Here is a 17,142-nt window from a genome sequence, read left to right on the forward strand (position 1 = left end):
CGCGCTCAAACCCGATCCCAGACCTCGAAATGATAGGCGGGCTTGCCTTCCTCCACCTGCGGCTCACTCGACATCAGCGCCCATTGCGCCTTGTCGAACTCAGGGAACCACGCATCCCCCTCCGGCGACAGCTCCACTCGGGTCAGGTACATCCGCTTCACCAGCCCTTTCTCCAGCGCCTGCCCATACAGCTGGGCGCCACCGATCAGCATCAGTTCGCCAACCCCCTGCTCCTGCGCCCACTGCTCGGCGCGCGTCACCGCGGCCTCCAGCGACGGGAACACCTCGGCCCCGGCCAGCACCAGCCCCGGCTGGCGGCTGACCACGATGTTCAGCCGCCCCGGCAGCGGCCGCCCGAGCGAGTCCCAGGTCTTGCGCCCCATGATGATCGGCTTGCCCAGGGTGGTGGCCTTGAAGTATTTGAAATCCCCCGGCAGGTGCCAGGGCATGGAATTGTCGATGCCGATCACGCGGTTCTCGGCGAGCGCCGCGATCAGGCTGAGAGGGAGTGATGTATTCATGCTGGCGAGGATAGCACCCAGCGCCTGGGTTATGCTTTGCCCTGACCTGCGCAATGGAAGAGCTCGTGACTGCACCCACCCGATTCGACAAACGCTGGCTCACCGAAGCGGTGCGCCTGCGTGAAGAACAGGCCGGCCCCCTGGAGGACCAGGAAGCCAACCGTCGCGCCCGCCAGCAAGGTGGCGACCTGGCGGCGCGCATCGAAACCCGCGCCCTGTGGCTGGCAGAACGCGATGGCATGGCCGATGCCCTGCGCCATTGGAAACAAGGCGCGCGCCTGGCCTTGCTGGCCCTGTTGCTGCTTGCCACCCTCAGCGGCGCAGGCCTGGGCCTGGCGGCCCTGGGCGATGGCCAGCGCCCGGTGAATGTGTTCTGGGCCTTGGGCAGCCTGCTTGGCCTGAACCTGTTGATGCTGCTGGGCTGGGCAGCGGGCCTGCTGCTGGCCGGCGAGCAGGGTGCGGGCCTTGGCCGCCTGTGGCTATGGCTCAGCGAGCGCCTGGCGCGCGACGCCAAGGCCGCGCACCTGGCTCCGGCCCTGCTGGTGATGCTGCAGCGCCAACGCCTTAATCGCTGGCTGCTGGGCGTGCTGGTGCACGGCCTGTGGCTGCTGGCGATGGCGGTCGCGCTGGGCATGCTGTTGGCCCTGCTGGCCACCCGACGCTACGGCTTCGTCTGGGAAACTACCCTGCTGGCCGCCGAACCCTTCATTGGCCTGACCCAGGCCCTGGGCGCACTGCCGTCGCTGCTGGGCTTCGCCGTGCCGGACGAGGCCATGATCCGCGCCAGCGGCGACACCTCGCCAGCGCTGGAGCTGGCGCGCCAGGCCTGGGCCAGCTGGCTGCTTGGCGTGGTGCTGGTGTATGGGCTGTTGCCACGCCTACTCTTGACCGCCCTGTGCCTGTGGCGTTGGCACCAGGGGCGCGAGCGCCTGGCCCTGGACCTGAACCTGCCGGGCTACAGCCAACTGCGCGATGTGCTGATGCCCAGCAGCGAGCGGCTCGGCGTGCAAGATGCGGCCCCCGAGGCCCTGCCGCAGTTCCAGGCAGCCCAGCGCGATACCCAGGACGGCGGCGCCCTGTTGGTCGGCCTGGAGCTGGACGACCAGCGCCCCTGGCCACCGGCCTTGCCCCCTAGCATCGGCAATGCCGGCGTGCTCGACAGTCGCGAGTCACGCCACAAGCTGTTGGAGCAGCTCAGCCGCTTCCCGCCGGCACGCCTGGCCATTGCCTGCGACCCGCGCCGCTCGCCAGATCGCGGCAGCCTCGCGCTGTTGGCCGAGCTGGCACGCAACGCCGGTGCCACGCGGATCTGGCTGCTCCAGGCCCTTCCCGGCCAAGCGCTGGACGCCGACCGCCTGGGCGACTGGCACGACGCCCTCGATCGCCTCGGCCTGCCCCATGCCGATACCGCACCCTTGACCTGGCTGGAGCATGGCCATGACTGAGCCCCTGAAGCTGGCCGTGGTCGGCCATACCAACGTCGGCAAGACATCCTTGCTGCGCACCCTGACCCGTGACGTCGGCTTCGGCGAGGTATCCCATCGCCCCAGCACCACCCGCCATGTGGAGGGCGCACGCTTGTCGGTGGATGGCCAGCCCTTGCTCGAGCTGTACGACACACCTGGGCTGGAAGACGCCATCGCCCTGCTCGATTACCTGGAGCGCCTGGAACGCCCCGGCGAACGCCTGGATGGCCCGGCGCGGCTGGAGCGCTTCCTGCAGGGCAGCGAGGCCCGCCAGCGCTTCGAGCAGGAAGCCAAGGTACTGCGACAGCTGCTGGCCAGCGATGCCGGGCTCTACGTGATCGATGCCCGCGAGCCGGTGCTGGCCAAGTACCGCGACGAACTGGAAGTCCTGGCCGGTTGCGGCAAGCCGCTGTTGCCGGTGCTCAACTTCGTCGCCAGCAGCCAGCACCGCGAGCCGGAGTGGCGCGAGGCCTTGGCCCGCCTGGGCTTGCACGCGCTGGTGCGGTTCGACAGCGTGGCGCCACCGGAGGATGGCGAGCGCCGTCTGTATGAGAGCTTGGCCTTGCTGCTCGAAGATGCCCGCCTTGCCCTGCAACGCCTGATCGATGACCAGCAGGCCCAGCGCCTGGCCCGGCGCCAGGGTGCCAGGCGCCTGGTCGCCGAGCTGCTGCTCGACTGCGCCGCCTGCCGGCGCAGCGTAGCCGCCGAGCCGGCCGCCGAGGCCCGGGCCATCGAAACCCTGCGCCACGATGTGCGCCAACGGGAGCAACGCTGCGTCGAGGCGCTGCTCAAGCTCTACGCCTTCCGTCGCGAGGACGCCCATGCCAGCGACCTGCCCTTGCTGGACGGGCGCTGGGGGGACGATCTGTTCAACCCCGAAACCCTAAAGCTGCTCGGCGTACGCCTGGGCAGCGGCGTCGCGGCCGGTGCCGCCGCCGGCGCCGGTGTGGACCTGTTGGTGGGCGGCCTGACCCTGGGCGCCGCAGCGCTGGCCGGGGCCATTGCCGGCGGTGCGCTGCAGACGGCGCGCAACTATGGGTCGCGGTTGATGGGCAAGCTCAAGGGCCAGCGTGAGCTGACCGTGGACGACACCGTGCTGCGCCTGTTGGCGTTGCGCCAACAGCAGCTGATCGCAGCCCTCGACAGCCGCGGGCACGCGGCGCAGGACAGCATTCGCCTGGGTCAACCGGATGAAAGCACCTGGCGCGAGGGCAAGCTGCCCGAAGCACTCAAGCGTGCGCGGGCGCATCCGCAGTGGTCGTCGCTCAACCCTGGGGCGCGGCTCAACCAGACCGAACGGCAGGAGCAGCTCGAAGCCTTGGTGAAGGACCTTTAGGCCCAATCGCCGGCAAGCCGGCTCCCACAGGGATGGCCAAGGCCCGGTGGGAGCCGGCTTGCCGGCGATTCGAGGCCGCAGGCCTCGCAGAACGTTTACTGCTGGGCCACCTTCTCCGACTTGCCGTCATAGCGCTTGCGCCACTCGGCGAGAATCTCGTCGCGGTTCTTCGACGCCCAGGCAAAATCGTTCTTGATCAGGCGCTGCTCGTAGTCCGCCGGCAACTCGGTCTGCGGCTTGGCGATACCCGGCGCGGCCAGTACGGCGAAGTTCTCCTTGTACAGCTCCATGGCGGCCGGGCTTGCCGAGAAGTCGGCCAGGCGTTTGGCCGCATCGGCCTTCGGCGACCCCTTGATCACGGCGGTGGCCTCGATCTCCCAGCCCAGGCCTTCCTTCGGCAGGACGATGTCCAGCGGCGCGCCCTGGCGCTTGAGCTGCACGGCCGGGTACTCGAACGAGATACCGATCGGGAATTCGCCGGCCGCCGCCAGCTTGCACGGTTTGGACCCGGAATGGACGTACTGGCCGATGTTCTGGTGCAGGGCGTCCATGTAGGCCCAGCCCTGCGGCTCGCCAAAGGTCTGCAACCAAGCGCTGACATCCAGGAAGCCCGTGCCGGACGAGGCCGGGTTGGGCATGACGATCTTGCCCTTGTACTCAGGCTTGGTCAGGTCCTGCCAGCTCACCGGCTTGCTCAGCCCCTGCTTCTCGGCCTCGATGGTGTTGAAGCAGAGGGTCGCGGCCCATACGTCCATGCCGACCCAGGCCGGCGGGTTGGCCGCATCCCGGTAGTTCGGCGAGATCTTGCCCAGGTCTTTGGGCGCATAGGCTTCGAGCATGCCGTTCTGGTCGAGGATCGCCAGGCTGGAGGCCGCCAAGCCCCAGACCACATCGGCCTGCGGGCGGTCCTTCTCGGCCAGCAGCTTGGCGGTGATGATGCCGGTGGAGTCGCGCACCCACTTGATCTCGATGTCCGGGTTGGCCTTCTCGAAGGCCTGCTTGTAAAGCTTGAGCTGCTCGGCCTCGAGGGCCGTGTACACGGTCAGCTGGGTCGCGGCAGCCGAAGCCTGCAGGCTGAACACGGCGGATACGGCAGCGACAAGTGCGAGGGGCTTGAACATGATGCGGTTCCTTACAGGGTTGGCAGTCGGTCAGTGGCCGGGGGCGCGCTGGCGCCAGGCCTGGGAGCGGCGCAGCAGGCCGCGGGAAGCACCGGCCAGCAGCAGCGAGGCCGTCGCGCTGGTCAGCAGGATCAGGGTCGACATGGCGGCAGCGCCGCCCACGTTGCCGGCGTCGTCCATGTTCAACACGGCGACGGCGGCGAGGATGGTGTCGGGGCTGTACAGGAAGATCGCCGCCGACACCGTGGTCATCGCCGAGACGAACAGGTAGCGGATGATGTCCAGCAGCGCCGGCAGGCAGATCGGCACGGTGACCCGGGCAAAATGCTTGTACAGCGGCGCCTTGAGCGACAGTGCAGCGGCTTCGAACTCGCCGTCGAGCTGGCGCAGCGCGGTGGTCGCGGTCATCTGCGCGGTGGTCAGGTAGTGGGCGATGGTGCATACCACCAGCAGCGCCATGCCGCCGTAGAACACGTGCAGCGGGTTGCCTGCCAGGTTGAAGAAGAACACGTAGCCCAGGCCCAGCACCAACCCAGGCACGGCCATGGGGATGAAGCTCAGCAGGCGCAAGGCCTGGTTGAGCAGCCGTTGGCCCTGGGTCTTCTCCATCAGGTAGGCGCCGGTGAAGATCACCACGCTGCCGATCAGCGAGGTGGCCACGGCCATGGTCACGCTGTTGCGATAGGCCAGCCAGCCGCCACCGGCGGTGTCGTCGAACAGGTAGTGCTTGAACGACAGCGACAGGTTATAGGGCCAGAATTTGACCAGCGACGAATACACCGCCATGCCGATGACCAGCAGCAGCACCGCGCACACCAGCAACACGATGACCAGGAAGCAGGCGTCACGGCTGCGCGAAGGCTTGGGCTGGAACACCTGGGCACGGCCACTCATCGCTTCGCCCTGGCGACGACGCAGCCAGGCATCCACGGCAAAGCTCAGCAGCGCCGGCACCAGCAGGACCATGCCGATCAGCGCGCCACGGCCGAACTGCTGCTGGCCCACCACAGCCTTGTAGGCCTCCAGCGCCAGCACCTGGTAGTCGCCGCCCACCACCACCGGCACACCGAAATCAGTGATGGTCAAGGTGAACACCAGGCAGAACGCGGCGAACACCGCCTGGCGCGTGCCCGGCCAGGTGACGCTGCGAAACGCCCGCCAGGGCCCCGCGCCCATGCTCGAGGCAGCATCGAACAGCCGGGCATCGGCCAGCGACAGTGCCGAGAGCAGGATCATCAAGGCATGGGGGAAGGTGTAGATGGCCTCGCCCAGGACGATGCCCCAGAAGCCATAGACGTTGTCGGACAACAACCCGCGCAGCAAACCCTGGTTGCCGAACAGGTACACCAGGGCGATGGCCGGCAACATCGACGGCGCCAGCAGTGGCAACAGGGAAATCCCGCGCCACAGGCCCTTGGCCGGTATCAGGGTGCGTTGCAGGGCGTAGGCGAACAGGTAGGCCAGCGGCACGACGATGGCTGCGACACTGAAGGCGACCTTGAGGCTGTTGCCCAGCAACCAGTGGAAATTCTCGCTGGCGAACAGCTCGCGGGCCGCAACCAGGCCGCCACCTTGGCCGGCCTCGCCATTGAAGCCGCGCCAGAAGATCGCCAACAACGGCATCAGCACGGCGAGGATGAGCAGGGCCAGCAACAGACTCTTGCCGCCGACGACAAACAGGCGATCCCCCAGGGTCACACCACTGCGGGGCGCAGCCTTGGCCTGGGCGATCGGCACGGACATGGGCGCGGCCATCTCAGGCAAAGACCTGCAGGCTGCGCGGTGGCAGAGCCACCCAGATGTCCTGGGACCCCAGGCGCGGCATGGCCTCGGGGGCCACTTCCGCCAGCAGGGAATGGCCTGGCAGGGCCTTGAGCTCGAAGCTCATGCGGCAGCGGTTGCCGAGGAAGGTGATTTCCCGTACCAGGGCCGGGAACAGGTTTTCCTCATGCACCGGCGGGTTGACGGTGATCGCCTCCGGCCGGCAGAACAGGCGGCCACTGCCAGCCTGCACGACGCCCGGTGCCAGGCGCATGTTCACGTCACCGACCTGGGCGTGATGCTCGCCGCTGCGCTGGAATGGCAGCCAGTTGCCCTGGCCGACGAACTCGGCGACGAAGGGCGTGGCGGGTTGGTCGTAGATTTCCTGCGGTGTGGCGTACTGCTCGACCTGGCCGTGGTTCATCACGGCGATGCGGTCGGCCATCAGCATGGCTTCGTCCTGGTTGTGGGTCACCATCAAGGTGGTGATGCCCAGCTGACGCTGCAGCTGGCGCAGCTCGGTGCACAGGTGCTCGCGCACGCGGGCATCGAGGGCCGACATCGGCTCGTCGAGCAACAGCAGCGAAGGCGCCGGCGCCAGGGCGCGGGCCAGGGCCACGCGCTGTTGTTGGCCGCCAGACAACTGGCCCGGGTACTTCTTCTCGCTGCCGGAAAGGCCGACCAGCTCGAGCATCTCGGCCACTCGATGGCGGGCCTCTTCGCGGCTGCAGCCGGTCAGGCCGTAGGCGATGTTGGCCTCGACGGTGAGGTTGGGGAACAGCGCGTAGGACTGGAACAGGATGCCGTAGTCACGGGCCTGGGGCGGCAGCTCGGAGATGTCGCGCTCGCCGATGTACAGCTCGCCGCGATCCTGGCGCTCCAGGCCGGCGATGCAACGCAGCAGAGTGGTCTTGCCACAGCCCGAGGGGCCGAGCAGGCAGACCAGCTCGCCTGCGGCGATGTCCAGGGACACATCGTTCAGCGCGGTGAAGGCGCCGAAGCGCTTGTGGATACCGCGCACTTTCATTTGTGCGCCCGGGGTGGTGATGGCGTTGTTCATGACAGGGCCTCATCGAACAGATGGGCCCATGCTAGGAACTCAATGCGAAGGTTATGTGGCTAGGAGGCAAAAGCAGCCGATAGTGCTATTCAAAAATTTTGTAATGAATTTACCCGCGAAGAGGCCAACACCGATCTAGAACTGCGACCCAACCACCTCTTGCGCCACGCCCAGGAAGGCCGCTGGCAACCTGGCCTGGCGCCGCTCCTTGAGGCAATACAGGTACTCATGCATCACCGGCGCATTGTCCAGTGCCAGCACCCGCAGCTCCGGGTTATGCGGCACTTCATGGCGGGCGATGATGCTGATGCCGATGTTGCGCAACACCGCCTCGCGGATCGACTCGCGGCTGCCGATCTCCAGCAGCGTCCCGCCACCGATCCCGGCCTCCTCGAGCATCCGTTCGGTCAGCTTGCGGGTGGTCGAGCCCTGCTCGCGCATCAACAGGCAGTGCCCGGCCAGCGTCTCGATCGACACCGTTTCCCGATGGGCCAACGGGTGATTGCGGTGCACCGCCACCACCAGCGGGTCGGCCCCCAACACCTTGCGCACCAGGCGATTGTCCTCCACCAGCTGCGACGATGCCGCAATGTCCACCCGGTAGTCCTCGAGCATTTCCAGCACCTGCTGGGAGTTGCCGATCTCCACCGTCAGCCCCACCTGGGGCAGGCGTTCGCGGAAGACCTTCACCAGGTCGAGGATGTAGTACGGTGCGGTGGCTGCGATGCGCAAGCCGCCCTGGGCCTGGCCGCTGTTGCGCAGTTCGAATTCGATGTCGGCTTCCTGCTGGAGCAACGCCTTGACCATCGGCAGCAACCGTGCGCCCTCCTCGCTCAGCACCAGGCGCCGCCCGCCACGGTAGAACAGCTCCACCGCGTACTGGCTCTCCAGGTTGCGGATCTGCGTGGTCACCGTGGGCTGGCTGAGCCCGAGCTTCTTTGCGGCCAGGGTAATGCTGCCCAGGCGGGCCACCATGTAGAAAGCCTTGAGCTCGGCGCTCAGCATCGCGAAACCTCTATTTGCGCAGCAGGCGCAAGCCGTTGAACACCACCAGAAGGCTCACGCCCATGTCGGCGAACACCGCCATCCACATGGTCGCCAAGCCGGCGAAAGTGATCGCCAGAAAAATCGCCTTGATACCCAGGGCCAGCACGATGTTCTGGGTGAGTATCGCCGCACTTTGGCGCGACAGCCTGACGAAGGCGGGGATTTTGCGCAAGTCGTCGTCCATCAGTGCCACATCGGCGGTCTCGATGGCGGTGTCGGTGCCCGCGGCCGCCATGGCGAAACCGATCTCGGCACGGGCCAGGGCCGGTGCGTCGTTTATGCCATCGCCGACCATACCCACACGATGCCCCTGGGCATACAGCTGCTCGATGCTGCCGAGCTTGTCCGCAGGCAGCAGGTTACCCTCGGCGCGGTCGATGCCCACCTGGGCGGCGATGGCCTGGGCCGTGTGCGGATTGTCGCCGGTCAGCATGACAGTCTTGATGCCCAGCGCGTGCAGTTCGGCGATGGCCTGGCGGCTGCTGTCCTTGACCGTGTCGGCCACGGCGAACAGCGCCAGCGGGCCGGAGCCGTCGAGCAGCAGCACCACTGTCTTGCCTTGGCGCTCCAGTTGATCCAGCTCGGCCTCGAGCGCTGGCGAGCACAGGCCCAGCTCCTCGACCAGGCGATGGTTGCCCAGGTGATAGCGCACGCCCCCGATTTCACCGCGCACGCCACGGCCGGCCAGGGCGGTGAATTCGCCGACCTCTTCCAAAGCCAGGCCTTGCGCTCGCGCCAGCTCGGCGATGGCCCCAGAAACCGGGTGGTCGGAGCGCGCCGCGAGGCTCGCGGCCAAGGCCTGGGCACGGCCTTCGAACAACGGATCGAGGACTTTGCTGTCGGTCTGCACCGGCTTGCCATGGGTGATGGTGCCGGTCTTGTCCAGGGCGAGGAAGTCCAGCTTGCGGCCGCCCTCCAGGTAGACTCCGCCCTTGATCAGGATGCCCTTGCGCGCCGCGGCGGCCAAGCCGCTGACGATGGTCACCGGCGTGGAGATCACCAGTGCGCACGGGCATGCCACCACCAGCAGCACCAGGGCACGGTAGATCCAGTCGAACCAGGCGCCGGCCATGAACAACGGCGGGATGATCGCCACCGCCAGGGCCACGACGAATACCGCCGGCGTATAGATACGCGAGAACTGGTCGACGAAGCGCTGGGTCGGTGCCCGGGCGCCCTGGGCCTCTTCGACGGCCTTGATGATGCGCGCCAGGGTCGACTGGCCGGCCAGGGCCGTGACGCGGTACTCCAGCGCGCCGGCCTGGTTGATGGTACCGGCGAACAGCTTGTCGCCCACCGCCTTTTCGACCGGCAGGCTTTCGCCGGTGATCGGCGCCTGATCGACGCTCGATTGCCCGCTGACCACTTCGCCATCCAGGCCGATGCGCTCGCCCGGGCGCACCCGCACCAACGCCCCCAAGGCAACCTCACGAACCTCCACCTCACGCCACTGGCCATCGGCCTGTCGTACCGTAGCCATGTCCGGGCTCAGTTGCATCAAGCCACCGATGGCGTTGCGGGCACGGTCCAGCGAACGTGCCTCGATCAGTTCGGCGACCGTGAACAACACCATGACCATGGCCGCTTCCGGCCATTGGCCGATCAACACCGCGCCGGTGACGGCGATGCTCATCAAGGCGTTGATGTTGAGGTTGCGGTTCTTCAGGGCGATCCAGCCCTTCTTGTAGGTCCCCAGGCCACAGCCCAGGATGGCCACCAGCGCCAGGGCGGCAACGACCCATTCCGGCGCCAGGTCAGCGAAGTGCACCACCTCGGCGGCGATCGCCGCCACGCCGGAAAGCGCCAGCGGCCACCAACGGGTCTTGCCGGGCTGCGGTGCGGTGTGGGTACCGTCGTCCTCGCTGGCCAGGGGCTCGGCATGCATGCCCAAGCTGTCGATGGCCTGTTCGATCTCAGCGGTGCCGCCCAGGGTGTGATGCACACCGAGCACCCGGTTGATCAGGTTGAATTCCAGTTGCTCGACCCCGGCCAGCTTGCCGAGCTTGTCCTGGATCAGGCTCTGCTCGGTAGGGCAGTCCATCGCCTCGATGCGGAAGCGGCTGAGCCGAGCGCCGGCACTGGCCGCTTGGGTCAGTTTCACCCTGGCAGGTGCCGCCGCGGCGCTGCAGCAACTGTGGGCGTGGGCATCATGGCGATGGCCTTCCTGGCCGTGGTCATGGGCGTGGTCATGCGTGTGTTCATGGCTGACAGGCTGGTTCATGGACGCGTCCTTAACTGAGCACTGGCCTTTGTAGGCGCGGGCAAGCCCGCGTCTACAAAGTGGGTTGTTGCCAAGTGAACACCCTGTAGCCACTATAGGGTCAACCCCTCCCCTGGAGATTCGCCATGAAGATCGGAGAACTGGCCAAGGCCACCGATTGCGCCGTGGAGACCATCCGTTACTACGAGCGCGAGCAACTGCTGCCGGAACCGGCACGCACCGAAGGCAACTACCGGCTCTACACCCAGGCCCACGTGGAGCGACTGACCTTCATCCGCAATTGCCGCACACTGGACATGACCCTGGACGAGATCCGCAGCCTGCTGACGCTACGTGACAGCCCCGATGGCTCGTGCGGCAGCGTCAATGCGCTGATCGACGAACATATCGAGCATGTGCAGGCGCGGATCGATGGATTGATGGCGTTGCAGGCGCAACTGGTGGAGTTGCGCCAGCGATGCAATGCCAAAGGGTCGGAGTGCGCGATCCTGCAACAGTTGGAGACGAACGGGGCGGTATCGGTGCCCGAGACCGAACACTCGCATGTGGGGCGCAGCCACGGACATTGATCTTGCGGCCCATCGCGGGACAAGCCCGCTCCCACAGACACAGCACAAGATCAGGATCGGCGCCAAACCTGTAGGAGCGGGCTTGCCCCGCGATGGGCTGCGCAGCAGCCCCGACGATCCAGAGGTCAGACCGCCATCGGCGCCGTCATCGGCGCATGGTGCTCGTACCCTTCCAGCCAGAAGTCGCTCGGCTCGATCTGCTCCAGCCACTCGGGCTCGTATTTGCCCGTCTCGGCAAAGGCCGGTACCCGGTCGCTGATCACCAGCTTCGGCGCTGCCAGCGGCTCGCGCTTCATCTGCTCGTTCAACATGTCCAGGTGGTTCTCATACACATGGGCATCGCCGATGAAGTAGGTGAACCAGCGTGGGGTATAGCCGGTCAGGCGGCCGAACAGCGACAGCAGCGCTGCGCCCTCGGTCAGGTTGAACGGCGTGCCCAGGCCCAGGTCGTTGGAGCGGATGTAGAGGGTCAGGGAGATTTCCCGCGTCTCGACATTGGGGTGGAACTGGTACAGCAGGTGGCACGGCGGCAGCGCCATTTCATCGAGCTGGGCGCAGTTCCAGCCGTGGAACAGGATGCGCCGGCTGCCCGGGTCGTTGGCGATGGTGTCCAGGCACTGGCGCACCTGGTCGATGGCCTTGTACAGGATGACGAACGCCTGGCCGTCTTCCTCGTCCTGGGCGATCCGGCGAAAACCGGCCCTCTCGGCCATTTCGATGGCAGCCGGGTTGCTCAGCGGGATGCGCTTGTAGCCCGGCCACTGGCGCCACTGCACACCGTAGATCTCGCCGAGGTCGTCATGGCCCTGGCGGAACGGGTTGGCCAGCCACTGGGCATTTTCGTTGGCGTTCTGGTCCCAGACCTTGCAGCCCAGCTCGCGGAACTGGCCGGCGTTCTTCACGCCGCGCAGGAAGCCCACCATCTCGCCGATCGCCGACTTGAACGCCAGCTTGCGCGTGGTGATGGCCGGGAAGCCCTTTTGCAGGTCGAAACGCAGCATGGCGCCCGGCAGGCTGATGGTGCGGATACCGGTGCGGTTTTCCTGCAACGTGCCGTTTTCGATGACGTCGCGGACCAGGTCTAGATACTGTTTCATGGCTTACCTGTAGCAAGAACGGCAGGAGGATCGCCCCTGCCGTGAGAGTCAAACGGTGGCCTTGGCCGTCGGTTTACGGTTGTAGGCCCACCAGATCAGGAAGATGCCGCCGACGATCATCGGCACGCAGAGCAGCTGACCCATGGTCAACCAGCCGAAGGCGATGTAGCCCAGCTGGGCGTCGGGCACCCGCACGAATTCCACGATGAAGCGGAAGATGCCGTAGAACAACGCGAACATGCCGGAGACGGCCATGGTCGGGCGCGGCTTGCGCGAGTACAGCCAGAGGATGACGAATAATGCCACACCTTCGAGGGCGAACTGATACAGCTGCGACGGGTGACGCGGCAGCTGGGCCGGGTCGCTGAACGGCGGGAAGATCATCGCCCAAGGCACGTCGGTGGCCTTGCCCCATAGCTCGGCATTGATGAAGTTGCCGATGCGCCCGGCGCCCAGGCCGATCGGCACCAGTGGGGCGACGAAATCCATCAGTTCGAAGAACGACTTGTTGTTGCGCTTGCCGAACCACAGCGCCGCCAGCATCACGCCGATGAACCCGCCATGGAATGACATGCCGCCCTTCCACACTTCTAAGATCAAGGTCGGGTTGGCCAGGTACTGGTGCAGGTCATAGAACAGCACGTAGCCCAGGCGCCCGCCGACGATCACGCCCATCGACAGCCAGAACACCAGGTCGGAGAGTTTTTCGCGGGTCCAGGTGGGGTCGAAGCGGTTCAGCCGACGCGAGGCGAGCAGCCAGGCACCGCCGATGCCGATCAGGTACATCAACCCGTACCAATGGATTTTCAGCGGGCCGATGGCCACGGCCACGGGGTCGATCTGCGGGTAAGGCAGCATGGTGGTTCCTCTAGGTCAAATCAGGAAGCTCAGGCCGACGCAGAACAGCAGCGCGGCAAACAGGCGCTTGAGCAGACGCGGCGACAACCGGTGTGCCAGGCGCGCGCCGAAGCGGGCGAAAAACATGCTGGTCACGGCAATACCCACCAGCGCAGGTAGGTAGACGTAACCCAGGCTGTGGGCCGGCAGGTGCTCGTCGTGCCAGCCCAGCCACATGAAGCTCAGGGCGCTGGCCAGGGCGATCGGCAGGCCGCAGGCCGAGGAGGTGGCCACGGCCTTCTGCATCGGCAGGCTGCGCCAGGTCAGGAACGGCACGGTCAGCGAGCCGCCGCCGATGCCGAAGATCGCCGAGGCCCAGCCAATCACCCCACCAGCGCCGACCAACCCGGGCTTGCCGGGGATGCCACGGCTGGCCTTGGGCTTGAGGTCCAGGGCCATCTGCACGGCGATCACCAGGGCGAACACGCCGATGATCTTCTGCAGCATCGGCCCCTGGATCAATGAGGCGGTCTTGGCGCCGATGCCGGCACCGATGAGGATGCCCAGGGTCATCCAGGCGAAGATCGGCCATTGCACCGCGCCTTTGCGCTGGTGTTCCAGCACGGCGTTGATGGAGGTGAAGACGATGGTCGCCAGCGAGGTACCGACGGCCAGGTGGGTCAGCACCGACGGGTCGAAGCCCTGCAAGGTGAAGCTGAACACCAGCACCGGCACGATGATGATGCCACCGCCCACGCCGAACAGGCCCGCCAGTACGCCGGCACATGCGCCCAACAACAGATAGAGTACGAATTCCATTCGCCGTCCCCATGGAAACAATCCGGCATGGTAACGGATGCCAGCCCTGGGGCTCTAGTGAACTCTGTGTCAGATGTTGGATCGACACGGGCCAGCCGGTAGAGTGGCCAAAACAACCGAGGCCCTGCCATGTGCCTGATCGTGTTCGCCTGGCGGCCAGGGCATGCCCTGCCGCTGATCGTCGCGGCCAACCGCGACGAATTCTATGCCCGGCCCACCCAGGCCCTGGAGGCCTGGAAAGATGCCCCCGGCGTGTATGCCGGGCGCGACCTGGAAGCCGGCGGCACCTGGCTGGGTGTCGGCCCGAACGGTCGGTTCGCCGCACTGACCAACATTCGCGACCCCGGCCAGCCCCTTGGGCCGCGTTCCCGTGGCGAACTGGTGGCGGCCTACCTCAGTGGCACGCTGGACGTGGACGCCTACCTGGACCAGGTGGCCAGCCGCGCCAGCCAGTATTCAGGGTTCAACCTGCTGGTGGGCGACGGCGAGCGGCTGGGTTACCTGCATGCCCGCGAGGTGGCGCCGCGCCTGCTCGAGCCGGGTATATATGGCGTGTCCAATGCCGGGTTGGATACGCCCTGGCCCAAACTGATCAAGGCACGCAGAGGGCTGCAGGCCGTGCTCGACGACCCGGACCCGCAGCGGCTGCTGGGGTTGCTGGGTGATGGCGAGCCTGCACCGGAAGCGGATCTGCCGGAGACCGGTGTGGGGCTGGCGACCGAGAAGCTACTGTCGAGTGTGTTTATCGCCAGCCAGAACTACGGGACACGGGCCAGTACGGTGCTGATCGTGGATGCTCAGGGGCGGCGACGGATGATCGAGCGCAGTTTCGGGCCGTTTGGTGGCCATCTGGGAGAAGTGGAGATTCTGGTCTAGCGAATGGGGGGCCCTTTCGCGGCACAAGGCCGCTCCTACAACACAGCATTGGGCGCTCCACGCGGTCGGTGTAGGAGCGGGCTTGCCCCGCGATGGGCTGCGAAGCAGCCCAAAAGGGAAATGTCAGAGGGTCTTGTTGGCCCCAGGCCCGATCATCCGCGCCAGCCCCAGGTTCTTCAGGGCCAGCTGCAACGCACTGTGGATAACCTGCGGGTTGTCATGGGCCATGGCCTCGGTCAGCAGCTCCTTGGCCTTGCTCAGGTTGATCTGGCGCAGCATCCACTTCACCTTCGGCAGGTTGGTGGCGTTCATCGACAGGCTGTCGAAGCCCATGGCCATCAACAGCACGGCCGCAGCCGGGTCACCGGCCATCTCACCACAGATGCTCACCGGCTTGCCTTCGGCGTGGGCGTCACGCACCACCGTCTGCAGGGCTTGCAGCACGGCTGGGTGCAGGTAGTCGTAGAGGTCGGCGACCCGCGGGTTGTTACGGTCGACCGCCAGCAGGTACTGGGTCAGGTCGTTGGAGCCGACCGAGAGGAAGTCCACCTGGCGTGCTAGCTCACGGGTCTGGTAGACCGCCGCAGGAATTTCGACCATCACCCCGACCGGCGGCATCGGCACGTCGGTACCTTCATCCCGCACCTCGCCCCAGGCGCGGTGGATCAGATGCAGCGCCTCTTCCAGCTCATGGATGCCGGAAATCATCGGCAACAGGATGCGCAGGTTGTTCAAGCCCTCGCTGGCCTTGAGCATGGCGCGGGTCTGCACCAGGAAGATTTCCGGGTGGTCGAGGGTGACGCGGATACCGCGCCAGCCAAGGAAGGGGTTTTCTTCCTTGATCGGGAAATACGAAAGCGCTTTGTCGCCACCGATGTCGAGGCTGCGCATGGTCACCGGCAACGGGTGGAACGCCTGCAGCTGCTCACGATAGATCGCCAGCTGTTCCTTCTCGCTGGGGAAGCGTTGGTTGATCATGAACGGCACTTCGGTGCGGTACAGGCCCACGCCTTCGGCGCCGCGCTGCTGGGCACGGGCGACATCGGCGAGCAAGCCGGTGTTGACCCACAGCGGCATGCGGTGGCCGTCCGGGGTGACGCAGGGCAGTTCGCGCAGGGCATCCAGCCCCTGGGCGAGCTGGCGCTCTTCCTCGACCACGTCGCTGTACTGCTTGCGCAGCACCTCGCCCGGGTTGGTGAACACTTCCCCCTTGTAGCCGTCGACGATCAGCTCGATGCCGTCGACCTTCGAATACGGCAGGTCGACCAGGCCCATGACCGTCGGGATACCCATGGCCCGCGCCAGGATCGCCACGTGCGAGTTGCCCGACCCCAGTACCGAGACCAGGCCTACCAGCTTGCCTTCGGGCACCTCGCCCAGCATGGCCGGGGTCAGCTCCTCGCTGACCAGGATGGTGTTGTCGGCATAGACCAGCGACTGCGAGCGCGCTTGCTGGAGATAGGCCAGCAGGCGGCGGCCGAGGTCCTTGACGTCCGAAGCCCGCTCGCGCAGGTAGTCATCGTCCATCAGCTCGAAACGGTTGACGTGCTCGCCCACGACCTGGCGCAGAGCGCCTTGGGCCCACTGGCCGGTCTTGATGACCTCGATCACCTCGCCACCGAGAGCGGCATCCTCGAGCATCATCAGGTAGACGTCGAACAGCGCGCGCTCTTCAGGGCGCAGCTGGGTGGCGAGCTTGGCCGACAGCTTGCGCATGTCGGCGCGAACGCCCTCCAGGGCGTTGTTGAACAGCTTGAGTTCGGTGTCGATGTCCTCGACGGTCTTGTCCGGGACGACTTCCAGGTCGGCCGGCGGCAGCATCACCACGGCCCTGCCGACGGCAGCGCCCGGCGAACCGGGCACGCCGACGAAACGGGCCTCCTGGATCCCCTTGCCCTGACGGCCCAGGCCGCGGATGGAGCCGGTGGCCTCGGCATGGGCGATCACGCCGGCGAGCTGGGCGCTCATGGTGACCAGGAAGGCTTCCTCGCCTTCATCGAACTGGCGGCGCTCCTTCTGCTGGATGACCAACACGCCCACGACGCGGCGGTGGTGGATGATCGGTGCACCGAGGAAGGAGGCAAAGCGCTCCTCGCCAGTTTCGGCGAAGTAACGGTAACGGGGGTGGGCGGCGGCGTCCTCGAGGTTCAGCGGCTCTTCCCGGGTACCGACCAGGCCGACCAGGCCTTCGTTGGGGGCCATGCTGACCTTGCCGATGGAGCGCTTGTTCAGGCCTTCAGTGGCCATCAACACGAAGCGGTTGGTGTCCGGGTCGAGCAGGTAGACCGAGCAGACCTGGCTGCCCATGGCTTCCTTGACGCGCAAGACAATGATCCCCAACGCCGTCTTGAGATCTTTGGCGGAGTTAACTTCCTGGACGATCTTGCGCAGCGTATTGAGCATGGCTCGGG

Annotated in this window: 14 protein-coding genes; 4 read left to right on the top strand and 10 right to left on the bottom strand. The window is 66.3% G+C overall.

Annotation, left to right across the window (positions count from 1 at the left end):
- Positions 1-5 precede the first annotated feature (5 nt).
- Complete coding sequence (locus ACXHGZ_RS20385; RefSeq protein WP_480461231.1) at positions 6-521, bottom strand: dihydrofolate reductase; 516 nt, start codon at positions 519-521, stop codon at positions 6-8.
- 53 nt (positions 522-574) lie between these two features.
- Between ACXHGZ_RS20385 and ACXHGZ_RS20390 the strand changes: the two genes are divergently transcribed.
- Entirely contained in the window at positions 575-1,966 is a 1,392-nt protein-coding gene (locus tag ACXHGZ_RS20390) for a DUF2868 domain-containing protein (protein WP_480461232.1), read from the top strand.
- Complete coding sequence (locus tag ACXHGZ_RS20395; protein ID WP_480461234.1) at positions 1,959-3,323, top strand: GTPase/DUF3482 domain-containing protein; 1,365 nt, start codon at positions 1,959-1,961, stop codon at positions 3,321-3,323. Before ACXHGZ_RS20390 ends, ACXHGZ_RS20395 begins: the two co-directional genes overlap by 8 nt.
- A gap of 95 nt (positions 3,324-3,418) precedes the next feature.
- Here ACXHGZ_RS20395 and ACXHGZ_RS20400 read toward each other — a convergent pair whose 3' ends face one another.
- From ACXHGZ_RS20400 to ACXHGZ_RS20420, 5 genes are all read right to left on the bottom strand, one after another.
- On the bottom strand, positions 3,419-4,444 hold the full coding sequence (locus ACXHGZ_RS20400; RefSeq protein WP_480461236.1) for a putative 2-aminoethylphosphonate ABC transporter substrate-binding protein: 1,026 nt from the start codon (positions 4,442-4,444) through the stop codon (positions 3,419-3,421).
- Between the two features lie 30 nt (positions 4,445-4,474).
- Positions 4,475-6,199 (bottom strand): putative 2-aminoethylphosphonate ABC transporter permease subunit, encoded by a 1,725-nt coding sequence (locus tag ACXHGZ_RS20405; protein WP_480461238.1) that lies wholly within the window; start codon positions 6,197-6,199, stop codon positions 4,475-4,477.
- A gap of 1 nt (position 6,200) precedes the next feature.
- On the bottom strand, positions 6,201-7,265 hold the full coding sequence (locus ACXHGZ_RS20410; protein ID WP_324815679.1) for a putative 2-aminoethylphosphonate ABC transporter ATP-binding protein: 1,065 nt from the start codon (positions 7,263-7,265) through the stop codon (positions 6,201-6,203).
- A 135-nt stretch (positions 7,266-7,400) separates the two neighbouring features.
- A complete protein-coding gene (locus ACXHGZ_RS20415; protein ID WP_224457289.1) occupies positions 7,401-8,270 on the bottom strand; it encodes a LysR family transcriptional regulator in 870 nt (289 codons plus the stop codon).
- Between the two features lie 10 nt (positions 8,271-8,280).
- Positions 8,281-10,533, bottom strand: coding sequence for a heavy metal translocating P-type ATPase (locus ACXHGZ_RS20420; RefSeq protein ID WP_480461240.1), 2,253 nt, complete (start codon positions 10,531-10,533; stop codon positions 8,281-8,283).
- 125 nt (positions 10,534-10,658) lie between these two features.
- On the opposite strand from ACXHGZ_RS20420, the gene cadR reads away from it, so the two are divergent.
- A complete protein-coding gene (cadR, locus tag ACXHGZ_RS20425) occupies positions 10,659-11,102 on the top strand; it encodes a cadmium resistance transcriptional regulator CadR (protein ID WP_084853755.1) in 444 nt (147 codons plus the stop codon).
- A 125-nt stretch (positions 11,103-11,227) separates the two neighbouring features.
- Here cadR and ACXHGZ_RS20430 read toward each other — a convergent pair whose 3' ends face one another.
- Genes ACXHGZ_RS20430 through ACXHGZ_RS20440 form a run of 3 tightly spaced genes read right to left on the bottom strand, consistent with a single transcriptional unit; the run spans position 11,228 to position 13,855 of the window.
- Positions 11,228-12,199: a thymidylate synthase gene (locus ACXHGZ_RS20430; RefSeq protein ID WP_480461243.1), complete on the bottom strand. Its 972-nt coding sequence runs from the start codon at positions 12,197-12,199 to the stop codon at positions 11,228-11,230.
- Between the two features lie 48 nt (positions 12,200-12,247).
- Positions 12,248-13,057: a prolipoprotein diacylglyceryl transferase gene (lgt, locus tag ACXHGZ_RS20435; RefSeq protein ID WP_480461245.1), complete on the bottom strand. Its 810-nt coding sequence runs from the start codon at positions 13,055-13,057 to the stop codon at positions 12,248-12,250.
- Between the two features lie 15 nt (positions 13,058-13,072).
- Complete coding sequence (locus tag ACXHGZ_RS20440; RefSeq protein ID WP_084853750.1) at positions 13,073-13,855, bottom strand: sulfite exporter TauE/SafE family protein; 783 nt, start codon at positions 13,853-13,855, stop codon at positions 13,073-13,075.
- A 129-nt stretch (positions 13,856-13,984) separates the two neighbouring features.
- On the opposite strand from ACXHGZ_RS20440, the gene ACXHGZ_RS20445 reads away from it, so the two are divergent.
- Complete coding sequence (locus ACXHGZ_RS20445; protein ID WP_480461246.1) at positions 13,985-14,731, top strand: NRDE family protein; 747 nt, start codon at positions 13,985-13,987, stop codon at positions 14,729-14,731.
- A gap of 123 nt (positions 14,732-14,854) precedes the next feature.
- Here the strand turns inward: ACXHGZ_RS20445 and ptsP are convergent, their stop codons facing one another.
- Positions 14,855-17,134: a phosphoenolpyruvate--protein phosphotransferase gene (ptsP, locus tag ACXHGZ_RS20450; RefSeq protein ID WP_084853747.1), complete on the bottom strand. Its 2,280-nt coding sequence runs from the start codon at positions 17,132-17,134 to the stop codon at positions 14,855-14,857.
- Between the last annotated feature and the right edge of the window lie 8 nt (positions 17,135-17,142).

The organism is Pseudomonas shiyinii, assembly GCF_056725765.1.

Bases quoted from the DNA above. Each gene is read 5' to 3' on its own strand.
- ACXHGZ_RS20385 (WP_480461231.1), bottom strand. From the start codon at position 521: ATGAATACATCACTCCCTCTCAGCCTGATCGCGGCGCTCGCCGAGAAC.
- ACXHGZ_RS20390 (WP_480461232.1), top strand. From the start codon at position 575: ATGGAAGAGCTCGTGACTGCACCCACCCGATTCGACAAACGCTGGCTC.
- ACXHGZ_RS20395 (WP_480461234.1), top strand. From the start codon at position 1,959: ATGACTGAGCCCCTGAAGCTGGCCGTGGTCGGCCATACCAACGTCGGC.
- ACXHGZ_RS20400 (WP_480461236.1), bottom strand. From the start codon at position 4,444: ATGTTCAAGCCCCTCGCACTTGTCGCTGCCGTATCCGCCGTGTTCAGC.
- ACXHGZ_RS20405 (WP_480461238.1), bottom strand. From the start codon at position 6,199: ATGGCCGCGCCCATGTCCGTGCCGATCGCCCAGGCCAAGGCTGCGCCC.
- ACXHGZ_RS20410 (WP_324815679.1), bottom strand. From the start codon at position 7,265: ATGAACAACGCCATCACCACCCCGGGCGCACAAATGAAAGTGCGCGGT.
- ACXHGZ_RS20415 (WP_224457289.1), bottom strand. From the start codon at position 8,270: ATGCTGAGCGCCGAGCTCAAGGCTTTCTACATGGTGGCCCGCCTGGGC.
- ACXHGZ_RS20420 (WP_480461240.1), bottom strand. From the start codon at position 10,533: ATGAACCAGCCTGTCAGCCATGAACACACGCATGACCACGCCCATGAC.
- cadR (WP_084853755.1), top strand. From the start codon at position 10,659: ATGAAGATCGGAGAACTGGCCAAGGCCACCGATTGCGCCGTGGAGACC.
- ACXHGZ_RS20430 (WP_480461243.1), bottom strand. From the start codon at position 12,199: ATGAAACAGTATCTAGACCTGGTCCGCGACGTCATCGAAAACGGCACG.
- lgt (WP_480461245.1), bottom strand. From the start codon at position 13,057: ATGCTGCCTTACCCGCAGATCGACCCCGTGGCCGTGGCCATCGGCCCG.
- ACXHGZ_RS20440 (WP_084853750.1), bottom strand. From the start codon at position 13,855: ATGGAATTCGTACTCTATCTGTTGTTGGGCGCATGTGCCGGCGTACTG.
- ACXHGZ_RS20445 (WP_480461246.1), top strand. From the start codon at position 13,985: ATGTGCCTGATCGTGTTCGCCTGGCGGCCAGGGCATGCCCTGCCGCTG.
- ptsP (WP_084853747.1), bottom strand. From the start codon at position 17,134: ATGCTCAATACGCTGCGCAAGATCGTCCAGGAAGTTAACTCCGCCAAA.